At 67.0% G+C, this 14,747-nt stretch carries 13 protein-coding genes; 8 read left to right on the forward strand and 5 right to left on the reverse strand.

Features of this window, described 5'->3' with window-relative positions; all coding sequences use genetic code 11:
* Positions 1 to 504: a hypothetical protein gene (locus QFZ42_RS06395; RefSeq protein WP_307700156.1), complete on the forward strand. Its 504-nt coding sequence runs from the start codon at positions 1 to 3 to the stop codon at positions 502 to 504.
* Here QFZ42_RS06395 and QFZ42_RS06400 read toward each other — a convergent pair.
* Genes QFZ42_RS06400 through QFZ42_RS06420 form a run of 5 tightly spaced genes read right to left on the reverse strand, consistent with a single transcriptional unit; the run spans position 501 to position 6,285 of the window.
* Positions 501 to 1,163: an HD domain-containing protein gene (locus QFZ42_RS06400; RefSeq protein ID WP_307700157.1), complete on the reverse strand. Its 663-nt coding sequence runs from the start codon at positions 1,161 to 1,163 to the stop codon at positions 501 to 503. The genes QFZ42_RS06395 and QFZ42_RS06400 overlap by 4 nt on opposite strands.
* 4 nt (positions 1,164 to 1,167) lie before the next feature.
* Entirely contained in the window at positions 1,168 to 2,259 is a 1,092-nt protein-coding gene (gene mltB / locus QFZ42_RS06405; RefSeq protein WP_307700158.1) for a lytic murein transglycosylase B, read from the reverse strand.
* Between the two features lie 52 nt (positions 2,260 to 2,311).
* Entirely contained in the window at positions 2,312 to 4,330 is a 2,019-nt protein-coding gene (locus QFZ42_RS06410) for a transglutaminase family protein (RefSeq protein ID WP_307700159.1), read from the reverse strand.
* 37 nt (positions 4,331 to 4,367) lie between these two features.
* Entirely contained in the window at positions 4,368 to 5,339 is a 972-nt protein-coding gene (locus QFZ42_RS06415; protein WP_307700160.1) for a DUF58 domain-containing protein, read from the reverse strand.
* Positions 5,340 to 5,364: 25 nt separating this feature from the next.
* Positions 5,365 to 6,285, reverse strand: a complete 921-nt coding sequence (locus tag QFZ42_RS06420) for an AAA family ATPase (RefSeq protein ID WP_307700161.1) — start codon at positions 6,283 to 6,285, stop codon at positions 5,365 to 5,367.
* Positions 6,286 to 6,371: 86 nt separating this feature from the next.
* On the opposite strand from QFZ42_RS06420, the gene QFZ42_RS06425 reads away from it, so the two are divergent.
* The 7 genes from QFZ42_RS06425 (at position 6,372) to QFZ42_RS06455 (ending at position 14,621) form a co-directional block, all read left to right on the forward strand.
* A complete protein-coding gene (locus QFZ42_RS06425; protein ID WP_307700162.1) occupies positions 6,372 to 7,325 on the forward strand; it encodes a histone deacetylase family protein in 954 nt (317 codons plus the stop codon).
* Positions 7,326 to 7,364: 39 nt separating this feature from the next.
* Complete coding sequence (locus QFZ42_RS06430) at positions 7,365 to 8,645, forward strand: mechanosensitive ion channel family protein (protein WP_307704179.1); 1,281 nt, start codon at positions 7,365 to 7,367, stop codon at positions 8,643 to 8,645.
* Between the two features lie 134 nt (positions 8,646 to 8,779).
* A complete protein-coding gene (locus QFZ42_RS06435) occupies positions 8,780 to 9,529 on the forward strand; it encodes an electron transfer flavoprotein subunit beta/FixA family protein (protein WP_307700163.1) in 750 nt (249 codons plus the stop codon).
* A gap of 76 nt (positions 9,530 to 9,605) precedes the next feature.
* Positions 9,606 to 10,538 carry an electron transfer flavoprotein subunit alpha/FixB family protein gene (locus QFZ42_RS06440; protein WP_307700164.1) on the forward strand — a complete coding sequence of 311 codons (933 nt, stop codon included), beginning with the start codon at positions 9,606 to 9,608 and terminating at the stop codon, positions 10,536 to 10,538.
* A gap of 74 nt (positions 10,539 to 10,612) precedes the next feature.
* Positions 10,613 to 12,421: an acyl-CoA dehydrogenase gene (locus tag QFZ42_RS06445; protein ID WP_307700165.1), complete on the forward strand. Its 1,809-nt coding sequence runs from the start codon at positions 10,613 to 10,615 to the stop codon at positions 12,419 to 12,421.
* An 80-nt stretch (positions 12,422 to 12,501) separates the two neighbouring features.
* Complete coding sequence (locus QFZ42_RS06450; RefSeq protein WP_307700166.1) at positions 12,502 to 13,464, forward strand: NAD(P)H-dependent flavin oxidoreductase; 963 nt, start codon at positions 12,502 to 12,504, stop codon at positions 13,462 to 13,464.
* Positions 13,465 to 13,514: 50 nt separating this feature from the next.
* Positions 13,515 to 14,621, forward strand: coding sequence for an acyltransferase family protein (locus tag QFZ42_RS06455; protein WP_307700167.1), 1,107 nt, complete (start codon positions 13,515 to 13,517; stop codon positions 14,619 to 14,621).
* Positions 14,622 to 14,747: the final 126 nt, after the last annotated feature.

Consider the following 14,747-nt stretch of genomic DNA (forward strand, 5'->3'; position numbering starts at 1 on the left):
TTGAATACCGGGGCCGCCGAGGCATGGCGCACCGTCGCCCACTTCACGGCCGATCCGCTGCCCGCGGATTGGCGCGATCAGCTGGCGCACCGGCTCGGCCGCCGGCCGCGACGTGTGGGCCTGTGGACCGAGCTTGCCATGTACGGGGCACGCCGCTGTCTCGACGAGGCGGGCGAGGCGGCTTTGCCGGCTGGCGCCCGGCTGCGCGTGTCGAGCATGCGGGGCGCCTGGGGCGCGACGCATGCGGGCCTGGCACAGCTCGATGCGGGCGCGTTGATGCCGTTCACCTTCATGCAGAGCCAGCCCGCGCTGATGCTGGCGGAGGTCGGCCGTTGCCTTGAATGGCAAGGCGACGCGAGCTTTGCGCTCTCGCGCGATCCGCAGCAGCTGCTGCGGCTTTCACGAGCCGGCGCTGGAAGTGCCGGCTTGCTGGTAGGCGTGGTGGAAGAAGAGCGCAACGGCGAGAGGCCGCGCTCCGAATGGTGGCGGCTGGTGCCGGCCTAAGCAGCGCAGTCTCGTGCGCGGGGCGGCTGGATCAAGTTCGTTGCCGCGATCGATCGAACCAGGTTGGCGCGAGCTTGTGCCTCGAGCAGCGCATGCATTCGCGGCGTGGTGTAGATCGCCTCTCGCGACAGGAAGCGCTGCAGGATCACGCGGCGGCGCGGCAAGCGGATTTCGTCGGGCACGAAGGCGTACTCGGCGTGCACCTGCCGCTCATACTCATCGAAGCGCGCGCGGTCTGCCCCGAGGATCGACAGGTCGATGTCAATCAGCAGTTCGGCGTCGCGGCCCTCGGGGACGGCATCGTGCCGCGTGGCCATGACCAGCGCATGCACGCGCTCGGCCGCTTCTGCCTGTGCGCCACGCTCAAGCATCGCGCTGCGCGCCCAATCGGCACTGCGGGCCTCGTTGTCGTGCGCATGCACGTCGTAGATGGCGTCGTGAAACCACAGCGCAAGCGCCACCTCGCCGGGGCGCTCGGCGAGTGATTTTTCGCGCTCGAACCATGAGAGGCATTCGCCCAGGTGCTGCAGGGTGTGATAGTGGCGCTGCGGCTCGCAGTAGCGGTGCTGCAGTTCAATGCACAGCGCTTCGTCTGCGCCGGCCACACCCACCGCACGCCAGGCGGCGTTCCAGTTGGCCAGCAGCGCCTCGGGTGTCACGAGGCTATTGCTCCATGGCAGCCTTGACCTCCTGGCCAAGGTCGAGCACCGACATCGCGTAATAGCTGCTCCAGTTGTAGCGCGTGATCACGTAGAAGTTGCGCGTGCCGGCCACATAGGTCGGCGGTGCGTCGGCGCCGTTTTGCAGTTCGACCAGCGCGAGCAGGCCCTTGTGACGCAGGCCATCGCCCTCGGGTACCGCGCCGGCCGCCACGAAGCTGTCGGTGCTGAAGGTCGGGAGGATGTCGGGTGCGAGAAGCAGCGGCTTCTTGAGACGTTCCTCTTCGAAATGCACCGGGTAGATGGCCGGCATGCCGGGCGTCCATCCGAAGGCCTTGAAGTAGCTGGCCACAGAGCCGATCACGTCGGCGGTGTTGTCGACCAGGTCGATGCGGTTGTCGCCGTCGAAGTCGACTGCGTACTTGGCAATGCTGCTCGGCATGAACTGCGGCATGCCCATGGCGCCCGCGTAGCTGCCTACGGGCACCAGCGGATTCTCTGAGGTGCGGCTCTCGGTGCTCAGGAAGCTCTCGAGCTCGCCGCGGAAGAAGGCTTCGCGCTCGGCCGCGCGCGGGTGGCCCTGCGGGAAGTCGAACGCCAGCGTGGCCAACGCGTCGATCACGCGGAAGTTGCCCATGTTGCGGCCGTAGATGGTCTCCACGCCCACGATGCCCACGATGATTTCCGGCGGCACGCCGTACACCTCTTCAGCCCGTGCGAGCGTCTCGGCGTTGTTGCGCCAGAAGCGCACCCCCGCGGCAATGCGTGTCGCATCGATGAAGCGGCTGCGATAGGCCTGCCAGTTTTTGACCGAGCCCACGGGGCCCGGCAGCATCAGGCGCGGCACGTTCGGCAGGAAGCGGGCGCTGCCGATGGTGGCGCGCACCCAGGCGCGGTCGAGGCCGCGGCGCTCGGCCACCTCGTCGGCAAAGCGCATGGCATCGTCGCGCGTGGCGTAGGGTGTGCTGCCTGCCACGGTCTTAACGCTGCGGGCGCCAGACGCTTTCTGGGCTTGCGCCCCTGTGGACCAAACGCAGCAGGCGGCCAGCAGGGCAAGGGAGGCGGCGCGGAAGGGCGCAGGAAAAAAAGATCGCATGGGGGCGATTGTGCCGCCCGCCGCGAGCCCGCCTGCGCGGACACATGCGGTTTCAGCGCCTGGGATTCGGTGCGGGCCAGTTCAAGCGGCGGAACTCGCTGCGCAGAGCGGCCAACGAAGCCGGGAAGGTCTTGGCATAGCGCTGGGCTTCCAGCTTCAGAAGCCAGTCGCGCACGGCTTCTGCCGCGAGGCCGAAGCGCGCTTCGGCCTGCGCGGCCATCTGGCGCGGCGGCGCTGTGTCCGGCACCTCCAGTCCGGCTTTCACCAAGCGCGTGCGCGCTTGGCCCAGCAGGCGCAGCCACGGGTCGTGCTGGCTGCGTTCCCACAGGGTCCACGCCGCGCCGGCCAGGCTTGCACCCACCAGCAGGTAGAGCAGTACGTACGCCAGGTCTTCGAGGCTGGGCGCTTCGAAGCCGAGGCTCTTCAGCAGGTTGAGCTGCCGACTCTGGGTGTAGTTGAGCACCCACTGGTTCCAGCTGTTGTTCACGGCCTCCCACGCGGCGCGCACGTTCTGCGCAAGGGTCGGGCTCATTGCGCCGATGGCGCCGGCGAACAGGCCCGGCTGCGGCGCAAGCCGCTGGAACTGGCCGACCCGGCCCGGCGATACGGCCGCGGTCGGGTCGACCCGCACCCAGCCCATGCCTTCCTGCCAGACCTCGCTCCACGCGTGCGCGTCGCTCTGGCGCACCACCCAGTAGTTGTCGACGCTGTTGAGTTCTCCGCCCTGGTAGCCGGTCACGATGCGCGCCGGAATGCCCAGGCCGCGCATCAGCACCACGAAGGCCGAGGCGATGTGCTCGCAGAAGCCCTCCTTGCGATCGAACCAGAACTCGTCGGCGGTGTTGGCACCATACACGCCGGGTTCCAGTGTGTAGGTGTAGCCGCCGGTACGCAGCCGTTGCATCGCGGCGCGTACGAAAGCGGCCGTATCGGCATTGGCAAGCTCGGGCTGAGCGCGCATTTCCGCTGCGAGCGCCGCGGTGCGCGGGTTCAGGCCCGGCGGCAACGCAAGGTAAGGCCGCAGCGCGCCGGTCTGCCGAGTCGGGCCGCTCAGGAATCGGGTGTAGCTTTCGGCGCGGTAGCGCACAAGGTCGGAAACCGGCCGGTTGGCGATCCATTGCAGGTCGGGCGTTCCCGTCACTTCGAAGCCGGGTGCCTCGGGTGCGCTTTGCGCGGCATCGAGCGTGAGCAGCCAGGGCCGATGGTTCGGCTCGAGCGTGATCTCGTAGCGCACCGGCGCGCCGCTGGTGCGCAGGTTGGCCGACGATTGCGCGCCGCGCGCCCAGGGCGGCAGCGCCGTCCATTCGCGCCCGTCGAACTGCGTCAGCACCGGGCCGCGGAAGTACAGCTGGCTTTGCGGCGGCGCGCGGTCGTTGTCGAACTTGATGCGCGCCGCAACGCTGTCGTCGAGCGCCAGCTCGGCAATGGTGCCCACGCGCATGGTGTTCGACAGCCCCGTGCGGCCCACCATGGCGTCGCTGGGTGTGCCCCACAGCGGCGCGAAGCGCGGGAACAGCAGGAACAGCGCAAGCATGATCGGTGCGCCCAGCAGGGCCATCCAGCTGGCGGTGCGGGCAGCCTGCATGAGCGGCGGCTTGCCCACCGGCATGTGCGCATTGACCAGCGCCGTGAGCAGGCCCAGCAGGGCGAGCAGCATGGTGACCGCGGTCATCAGCGACTGCGAGTAGAAGAAGTTCGTCAGCATCGCGAAGAAGCCGAGGAAGAACAGCACGAAGGCGTCTCTTCGCGCGCGCAGCTCCAGCGTCTTGAGCGCCAGCAGAATCACGACCAGCGTGACTCCCGGGTCGCGGCCGAGCAGCGTGCGGTGGGTGGCGAAGGTGGCGGCCAGCGTCAGCGCCAGCAGGCCGGCGCGCCACCACTTGCTCGGAAGGGGGCGGGCCTCGATCGCAAGCGTGCCGCGCCACACCAGCACCATCGCGGTGATGGCGGTGCACCACCACGGCAGGTTCTCGGCCTGCGGCAACACGATCAGCGCAATGACCGAGAGCAGGAACAGCGTGTCCCGGGCATCCCTTGGCAGCGCCGCGATTTCGCGCCTGAACCTGTTCATGCGCGGTGCTCCGTACCGGGAGGGCGGGTGGCGTCGCTCAACATAGGGCCAACGCCTCCAGGCAGGCCCTGCGGTGGGCTTCACCCTGCGAGGGCTGCAGCACCCGTCCGGCGATGCGGATTCCGTAGTCCACGCCCAGGCGGTCCGCCATCAGCACCCACGCGCAGAGCCGCGACACGCGGGCCTCGGTATCGGCGAGGTTGGCGGCCTGCGCATCGAGCCACAGCTCTTCGCGCTGCGTCTGCTGCGTATCGCGGCTCACCAGATCTTCCGATCCGGTGGCTTGCGCCCGGGCCGCTTTTTTCCAGACCACGAGCTTGAGCGGGTCGCCGCGCCGGTAAGCCCGCAGGCCGTCGTACTCTCCGGCGGCTTGCGCGCGCAAGGCCGCCGATGTGGCCGCCGGTCCCGACAGGGGCTCGCCAGGCGGCAGAGCCGGGGGATGCGCTTCGGGCGTGGGATAGACCAGCATCTGCGCGGCCGGCCGCCACACCGTCCAGACGCGGAATGTTCCGAGCGGAAACCGTGTTTCCGCGGTGAGCGCCGGCACGGGGTGAAGGCCGCGCTTCTCGGGCTGGAACGCGATCTCGACGGTGGCGCTGCCTTCGGCCGGCACGTCCGTCCAGGCCCATTGGCCGCTGCCACGCACCGCCATGCCGATGCCGTAGCGCACGCTGCGCCGGGTGTTGTGCAGCACCACGCGAAATACGGCGGCGGCGCCCGCGTAGTGCGGCTCGGGCGGCGTCAGGTGCATGGCCAGGCCGCGCAGCGTGGCATGGCAGACATGCATGCCCACGGCCACGCTGCCGGCGAGCAGAAAGGTCAGCAGGTAGCCGAGATTGAGCTGGTAGTTGATCGACGCGATCAAGAGCACCAGCAGCGTGGCGCCCAGGGTCCAGCCGGCCCGCGTGGGCACGATATAGACGTTGCGCTGCGTGAGCTCCAGCGTGTCCGAAGGCGGCCGGCGCGACAGGAACCAGCCGTCGATGCGCGAGCGTAGCGACGCGATCATCGGTGGCAAACGGGACAGTTCATTTTTACGGCAGCGGCACGTCGGCGATCATGGCGCGCACCTGCTCCACGGCGCCGCGGCCTGCATCGCCCACGGGAGTGAGGCGGTGGGCGACGGTCTGCGGCAGTATCGACTGCACGTCATCGGGCGCGACGTAGTTGCGGTTGGCCAGCAGCGCCTGCGCCTTGGCGGCGCGCAGCACCGCAATGCCGGCGCGCGGCGAAAGGCCCTGCAAGAACCAGCGGCCGGAGCGCGTGGCGGCGATCAGGTCCTGCACGTAGTTCAGCAGCGGCTCGGCCGCATGCACCTGCTGAACGCGTTGCTGCAGCGCCGTGAGCTCGCCGGCGGTCAGCATCGCGGGCAGGGTGGCCAGCATCTCGCGGCGGTCGGCGCCCGCGAGCAGTTCGCGTTCGGCGGCGCGGTCCGGGTAGCCGAGCGAGATGCGCATCAGGAACCGGTCGAGCTGCGATTCGGGCAACGCGAAGGTGCCGAGCTGGTCCTGCGGGTTCTGCGTGGCAATCACGAAGAACGGCGTGGGCAGCGGCCGGGTCTCGCCTTCGATGGTGACCTGCTTTTCTTCCATGGCCTCGAGCAGCGCGCTCTGGGTCTTGGGGCTGGCGCGGTTGATTTCGTCGGCCAGCAGCACCTGCGCGAAGATCGGACCGGGATGAAACACGAAGGCCTGCTGCCCCCGATCGTAGATGGCCACGCCCGACAGGTCGCCGGGCATCAGGTCGGCGGTGAACTGAACGCGCGAAAACTGCAGGCCGAAGGTGTGCGAGAGCGCATGGGCGAGGGTGGTCTTGCCGACCCCCGGCACGTCCTCGATCAGCAGGTGCCCGCCCGCCAGCAGGCAGGCCACGCAGTCGCGCACTTGCGCCTCTTTGCCGACGATCACCGTGTTAAGCTGATTCAGCAAAGTGGCAAGCTTCGCAGCAACGTCCATATTTGTATCCATATGCAAACGATACCGTAAGACCGCGCGGCCCCATGCTGTGTGAGGTCTAGATACGACAGAGACACGGCAAAGAGATGGGCAAGACCGGCTACTTCACACATCGCGATTGCTGGAAGCACGACATGGGACGGGGCCACCCCGAATGTCCCGAGCGGCTGGATGCCATCGAAGACAGGCTGCTGCTGTCCGGCGTGGGCGATGCGCTCGAACACCGGGACGTTCCATTGGCCACCCTTGCCCAGATCACGCGCGCGCACAGCGAGGCGCATCTGGAACACCTCGAATCGCTTCACCAGCGCCTGGTGGCCGATGAGCCGGCCGGCGGCCCCAGCCATGCGCAGCTCGACCCCGACACCATTCTGAACCGCTTCACCTTGCTGGCCGCGCGGCGCGCCGCCGGCGCCGCCATTGCCGCCACCGACGCGGTGATGGCCGGCGAGATCGAGAACGCCTTCTGCTCGGTGCGGCCGCCCGGACACCATGCCTGCTACGAGCAGGCCATGGGCTTCTGCTTTCTCAACAACGTAGCCATCGCGGCGCGGCATGCGCTCGAGGTGCATGGCCTGGAGCGCGTGGCGGTGGTCGATTTCGACGTGCACCACGGCAACGGCACCGAGAACATTCTCTCGAACGATCCGCGCGTGCTGATGGTGGGCTTCTTCCAGCATCCGTTCTATCCGTACAGCGGTACCGAGCACCCGGCCTCGAACATGCTGAACCTGCCGATCCCGGCCTACACCAAGGGCATGGATGTGCGCGAGCTGATCGAGGCGGCTTGGATGCCCCGGCTCGAGGAGTTCGGGCCCGAGATGATCTTCGTGAGCGCGGGCTTCGACGCCCACCGCGAGGACGACCTGGGCCAGCTCGGGCTCACCGAGAACGACTTCGCCTGGATCACGAGCCGCATCCAGGACGTGGCCAGGCGCCATTCGCGCGGGCGCATCGTCTCGATGCTCGAGGGCGGCTACAACCTCGATGCGCTGGCGCGCAGCGTCGAGGCGCACATCCGCGTCCTGGCCGATCTGTAACGCCGCGGGCGCGACCATGGCGCCATGTTTTCCCAAGAGATGAATTTCAACGATTTCACACAACGATTGGCGCAGGTCGATGCGCGCGGCCTGGGCATTGAACTGGCGGCACTGGTCGCTTGCGTGGCCCTGGCCTGGATGGCGAGCCGCTGGTTCGGGCGCGACCAGCCCAAGGATTCGATCTGGTTCGGCGAGCGCACCTTCGACGGCGTGCTGTTTCCTCTGCTGGCGCTGGTTTTCACCGAACTCGCCCGCCGCCTGGTGACCGGCTTCCAGCCGGTGCTGGTGCTGCGCATCGCGGTATCGGTTTTTCTGTCGCTGCTGGTCATTCGGCTGTTCGCGCGCGTGATGAGGGCGGTTTTTCCCACTTCCAACCTCGTGCGGCTGCTGGAGCGCACGATTTCCTGGCTGGCCTGGATTGCCGCCATTCTCTGGATCGTCGGCCTGCTGCCGCCCGTGCTGGCCGAACTCGACAACATCACGCTGGCTTTCGGCAAGACGCGCGTCAGCCTGCAAACCATCATCCAGGGTGCGCTGTCCGCGGGGTTGGTGCTGGTGATCGCGCTGTGGATTGCCGCCACCATCGAGAAGCGCATCCTGCTCGAGGCCGTGACCGATCTTTCGATGCGCAAGGTGGCGTCGAACGCGGTGCGCGCCATCCTGCTGCTGGTGGGGCTGCTGTTTGCGTTGTCGGCGGTGGGCGTCGACCTCACGGCGCTCTCGGTGCTGGGCGGCGCACTCGGCGTGGGCCTGGGTTTCGGGCTGCAGAAGCTCGCGGCCAACTACGTGAGCGGGTTCGTCATCCTGCTCGAACGCTCCATCCGCATCGGCGACAACGTCAAGGTCGACACCTTCGAGGGCCGCATCACCGACATCAAGACGCGCTACACGCTCATCCGGGCGGGCAACGGGCGCGAGGCCATCGTGCCGAACGAGTCGCTCATCACCAGCCGCGTCGAGAACCTCTCGATGGCGGACCGCAAGTTCAACATCACGACCAGCGTCGTGGTGGGCTACGACAGCGACGTGGCGCAGGTCCAGTCCATCCTGTGCGGGGCCGCGAAATCGCAGCCGCGCGTCATGACCGACCCCGAGCCGGTGACTTTTCTCGCCAGCTTTGCCCCCGACGGGCTCGAGTTCGTCCTGAACTTCTGGGTCGCGGACCCGGACAAGGGCAAGGACAACGTGCGCTCGGCCATCAACATCGCGATTCTCGAAGGCCTGCGCAGCGCGGACATCGACATTCCCTATCCCCAGCGCGTGCTGCGGGTCGAGTCGCTGCCGCCGGGCGTTTCCGGCACCCGCGAGGCTGCCGTATAATCACGAAAAAGCACGATCGTTCTTTTTTGCCATGCGATGCCAGTCGCCATGAGCGCAGGTGCGGCAAAGGCCGGACCCTAAAATGACCGGTTGCCCTCGAAGCCCCCTTTTTGCAATCCAACGGAGTCAAGTCAATGAAGGTTCTAGTGCCTGTCAAACGGGTCGTCGATTACAACGTCAAGGTGCGCGTGAAGAGCGACGGCACCGGGGTGGACATTGCCAACGTCAAGATGAGCATGAACCCCTTCGACGAGATCGCCGTTGAAGAAGCCGTTCGCCTGAAAGAGAAGGGCGTGGTCACCGAAGTGATCGCCGTCTCGTGCGGCGATGCCAAATGCCAGGAAACCCTGCGCACCGCCATGGCCATCGGCGCCGACCGCGGCATCCTCGTCGAGACCACCGAAGAGCTCCAGCCGTTGGCCGTGGCCAAGCTGCTCAAGGCGCTGGTCGACAAGGAACAGCCCCAGCTGATCATCCTCGGCAAACAGGCCATCGACGACGATGCCAACCAGACCGGCCAAATGCTCGCTGCCCTGGCCGACCTGCCGCAAGCCACCTTCGCCTCCAAGGTCGAAGTGGCGGACGGCAAGGCTGTTGTCACCCGCGAAGTCGATGGCGGCCTGGAAACCGTGAGCCTCAGCCTGCCGGCCGTCATCACGACCGACCTGCGCCTGAACGAGCCGCGCTACGTCACCCTGCCCAACATCATGAAGGCCAAGAAGAAGACGCTCGACGTCTTCAAGCCCGAAGACCTGGGCGTGGACGTGAAGCCGCGCCTGAAGACCCTCAAGGTCAGCGAGCCGCCCAAGCGCGGCGCCGGCATCAAGGTGCCCGACGTCGCCACCCTGGTGGACAAGCTCAAGAACGAAGCAAAAGTAATTTGAAGTCATTGCGGGACAGACCGCAGTGGCGAAGCCGCAAGCTCTGTCCCCAACTGATCAAGATTTTTTGGAACAAAAAATGACCGCACTTGTTATTGCCGAACACGACCACGCGACTGTCAAGCCCGCGACCCTCAACACCGTGACCGCGGCCCTGGCCTGCGGCGGCGACGTCCACGTGCTCGTGGCCGGTGCCAACGCCGCCGAAGCCGGCAAGGCCGCCGCGCAGATCGTGGGCGTGGCCAAGGTCATCGTGGCCGACAGCCCCTCGCTCGCCGAGAACCTGGCCGAGAACGTGGCTGCCCAGGTGCTGGCGATTGCCGGCAACTACAGCCACATCCTGTTCCCCTCGACCGCCAACGGCAAGAACGTCGCTCCGCGCGTGGCTGCCAAGCTCGACGTGGCGCAGATCTCCGACATCACTTTGGTTGTGAGCCCCGACACGTTCGAGCGCCCGATCTACGCCGGCAACGCGATTGCCACCGTGCAGAGCAGCGATGCCACCAAGGTGATCACCGTGCGGACGACCGGCTTCGACGCCGCAGCCGCCACCGGTGGCAGCGCGACTGTCGAAACTGCCGAAGGCGTGGCCGACAGCGGCAAGTCGAGCTTCGTGGGCCGCGAAGTCACGAAGAGCGAACGCCCCGAACTGACCGCCGCGAAGATCATCGTGTCCGGTGGCCGAGCCCTCGGCAGCGCCGAGAAGTTCACCGAGGTGATGGCGCCTTTGGCCGACAAGCTCAACGCGGGCTTGGGCGCCAGCCGCGCCGCAGTGGACGCGGGCTACGCCCCCAACGACTGGCAAGTGGGCCAGACCGGCAAGATCGTCGCACCGCAGCTGTACATCGCAGCGGGCATTTCGGGCGCCATTCAGCACTTGGCCGGCATGAAGGACTCCAAGGTGATCGTCGCGATCAACAAGGACGAAGAAGCGCCGATCTTCTCGGTGGCCGACTACGGGCTCGTGGCCGACCTGTTCACGGCCGTGCCCGAGCTGGTGAAGGCGCTCTGATCGCAACGCCGCACTGAGCCGAAGGGCATCGTTCGCGATGCCCTTTTCGTATCCGCTGTATCTGGAGACAAGACATGAGCTACACCGCCCCCCTCAAGGACATGCTGTTCGACATCGAGCACCTGGCCAACATTGGCGAGATCGCCAAGCTGCCCGGCTTCGAAGACGCAGGTCTTGAAACCGCACAGGCCGTGCTCGAGGAGTGCGCGCGCTTCAACCAGGATGTGGTCGCGCCGTTGAACGTCGAGGGCGACCGCAATCCCTCGGCTTTCAAGGGCGGTGAAGTCACCACCACGCCGGGCTTCAAGGAAGCGTTCGCGCAGTATGTCTCGGGCGGCTGGCAGGGCCTGCAGCATCCGTCGGAGTTCGGCGGCCAGGGCCTGCCCAAGACCATCGGCGCGGCCTGCGGCGAGATGCTCAACTCGGCCAACATGAGCTTCGCGCTGTGCCCGCTCCTGAGCGACGGCGCCATCGAGGCGCTGCTCACGGCCGGCTCCGACGAGCTCAAGGCGGTGTATCTCGAAAAGCTCGTGAGCGGCCAGTGGACCGGCACGATGAACCTCACCGAGCCGCAGGCCGGCAGCGACCTGGCCATGGTGCGCAGCCGCGCCGAACCGCAGGTGAGTCCATCCGGGCAGCCCGACGGCACCTACAAGATCTTCGGCACCAAGATCTTCATCACCTACGGTGAGCACGACATGGCCGAGAACATCGTGCATCTCGTGCTTGCGCGCGTGACCGGCGCACCCGAAGGCGTGAAGGGCATCAGCCTGTTCGTGGTGCCGAAGTTCATGGTCGGCAAGGACGGCGCACTCGGCGAGCGCAACGATGTGCACTGCGTGAGCATCGAGCACAAGATGGGCATCAAGGCCTCGCCGACCGCCGTGCTGCAGTACGGCGACAACGGCGGTGCCGTGGGCTATATCGTGGGCCAGGAAAACCGCGGCCTCGAGTACATGTTCATCATGATGAACTCGGCCCGCTATGCCGTGGGCATGCAGGGCATCGCGATTGCGGAGCGCGCCTACCAGCACGCCGTGGCCTATGCGAAAGACCGCGTGCAGAGCCGACCGGTCGATGGCTCCATCAACGCCAGCGCGCCCATCATTCACCACCCCGACGTCAAGCGAATGCTGATGACGATGCGTGCCTACACCGAGGGTTGCCGCGCGATGGCGAGCGTGGCTGCCGCCGCCTACGACGCCGCGCACCACCACCCCGATGCGGAAGCGCGCAAGCAGAACCAGGCCTTCTACGAATTCATGGTGCCGCTCGTGAAGGGCTACAGCACCGAGATGAGCCTGGAGGTGACATCGCTCGGCGTGCAGGTGCACGGCGGCATGGGCTTCATCGAGGAGACCGGTGCGGCGCAGTACTACCGCGACGCCAAGATCCTCACGATCTACGAAGGCACCACCGCGATCCAGGCCAACGACCTCGTGGGCCGCAAGACGGCGCGCGACGGCGGCCAGACGGCCAAGGCCATCGCGGCGCAAATCGAGAAGACCGAGGTCGAGCTGGCCAAGAGCGACAGCCCGGCCGCCGCGGCGGTTCTCAAGCGCCTGAAGGCTGCTCGCCAAGCGTTCGTGGAGGTGGTCGATTTCGTTGCGGGCCAGACCAAGGCCTCGCCGAATGCGGTGTTCGCAGGCAGCGTGCCCTACCTGATGCTCGCGGGCAACCTCGTGGCCGGCTGGCAGCTGGCGCGCTCGCTGATCATTGCCGAGGAGCTTGCCTCGCGCAGCGTCGATGTCGGCTTCATGCAAGCCAAGGTCGCGACGGCGCGCTTCTACGCCGAGCACATCCTGAACAAGGTGCCGGGAATCCGCGACAGCATCGTCGACGGCGCCGAGAGCGTCACCGCGCTGGCGCTCGACGCGTTCTGATCCAGGGCTTCGTGTCGCCCACCTGACGGGCGACGCGGCCTTCCTCTTATATAAAACCGAAACCCCACCCCGGAGACGACATGTCCAAGCTGCCCCCCGTCCTCGCGAACCTGCCGCTGCCGATCATCGGCTCGCCGCTGTTCATCATCAGCAACCCCAAGCTCGTGATCGCGCAATGCAAGGCCGGCGTGGTCGGCTCGATGCCGGCGCTCAACGCACGCCCGGCGGCGCAGCTCGAAGAGTGGCTGATCGAGATCACCGAAGAGCTCGCGGCCTACAACAAGGCCAACCCCCACAAGCCCGCCGCGCCGTTCGCCATCAACCAGATCGTGCACAAGAGCAACGACCGCCTCGAGCACGACATGGAGATGGTCGTGAAGTACAAGGTGCCGATCGTCATCACCTCGCTGGGCGCGCGCACCGACGTGAACGACGCGGTGCACAGCTACGGCGGCGTGACGCTGCACGACATCATCAACAACAAGTTCGCGCAGAAGGCGATCGAGAAGGGCGCAGACGGCATCATTGCCGTGGCGGCCGGTGCCGGCGGCCATGCGGGCGTGAAGAGCCCGTTTGCGCTGGTGCAGGAGATCCGCCAATGGTTCGACGGCCCGATCGCGCTGTCGGGCTCCATCGCCTCCGGCGGCGCGGTGCTCGCGGCGCAGGCCATGGGCGCCGACTTCGCCTACATCGGCACCGCCTTCATCGCGACCGAAGAAGCGCGCGCCAGCGACGAATACAAGCAGGCCATCGTCGATGGCACCTCCGACGACATCGTGTACTCGAACCTCTTCACCGGCGTGCACGGCAACTACCTGGCGCCCAGCATCGTCAAGGCCGGCATGGACCCGGCCAACCTGCCGGAGGGCGACGTGAAGACCATGAATTTCGCCGCCGGCGAAGGCAGCAAGGCCAAGGCCTGGAAAGACATCTGGGGCTCGGGCCAGGGCATCGGCGCCGTGACAGAAGTGGCCAGCGCCGCTGCGTTCATCGAAAAGCTCAAGCGCGAATACCAGGAAGCAAGGCAGCGGTTGGCGCTTTGAACGGCGCGCACAGACCGGCGCCTGCCGCGGAGTCCGCGCAGCGCGGGCGCATGCCGCTGCTCGACATTGCCAAGGGCATCGCTTGCGCGGTGATCGTCGGGCATCACCTGTCGCGCTATGGCGCCATGCCGGTGGGCGCCTTTCCCCTCGCACCGGATTTCCTCGGGTGGCTGATCGACGACGGCCGGCTTGCCGTGCAGGTGTTCCTGGTGATTGCAGGCTTTCTCGCGGCCGCAAGCCTGGCGCCTGACGGCGTGCTGCGGGTCGACCGGCCGATGGCGCGCATCCTGCAGCGCTACGGCCGCCTGGTCATGCCGTATCTGGCCGCGCTCACCGTATGCGTGCTGGTGGCCGCGCTCGTGCGCCCCTGGATGAGCGGCGACGATGTCCCGGCATCGCCCAGCATCGGCCAGTTGTTCGCGCACGGATTGCTGATGCAGGACCTGCTCGGATACGAGGCGCTCTCCACCGGCGTCTGGTACGTGGCCATCGACTTTCAGCTGTTCGTGCTCGCGCTCTCGCTCATGAGCCTGCCCGCCATGCTGCGGCGGAGCCCGGTCGCACCGGCCTCGCGTGAACGCTGGATTCCCGTGGCGCTGGTGCTCGCGTTGGCCGTGGCCTCGCTGACGCTCTTCAATCGCGACGCGGGGCTCGACGACACGGCGCTCTATTTCTTCGGTGCCTATGGGCTCGGCATGCTGGCGTTCTGGATCGGTCGCGCCACGCGCGCCAGCACCTGGCAGGGCGCCATCGCGTTGCTGGCGTTGACCGGCGCGGGCGCACTCGCCATCGACTGGCGCAGCCGCATCGCGATTGCACTGGTGAGTGCGCTGCTGATCGCCGTCGCGCAGCGGCAGGACTGGCTCTCTCTGGCGGGCCGGCCGAACGCGGCCATGCCCTTGCAGCGCCTGGGCCGCATCTCGTATTCGCTGTTCCTCATTCACTTTCCGGTGCTTCTCGCCATGAACGCAGCGGTTGTGCAGCTGGGGCCGCATGCCGGGTGGATCGATGCGCTGGGCATGGCCGTGACCTTCGGCCTTTCCGTGGCGGCCGCGCTGGTGCTGCACCGTTGGGTGGAGGTGCGGCCGGCCTCCTGGCGTGCGGTGGCTGCCTTGTTTGCCGCGCTGCTGGTCAGCGGGATGCTGGTTTCGGCTTGAACTGAGCGCGGGAAATGACCGTGTCCCTGTCAGCGGGGACGGTGACTTCTGTGTTCCTTCTTTTCGGCCACGTGGGTTCGAGGTTCTCGCGCGCGAGGTATTTATCGGCGCTCGCCCGCCATATCT

Source organism: Variovorax paradoxus (assembly GCF_030815855.1).
GTDB lineage: Bacteria > Pseudomonadota > Gammaproteobacteria > Burkholderiales > Burkholderiaceae_C > Variovorax > Variovorax paradoxus_M.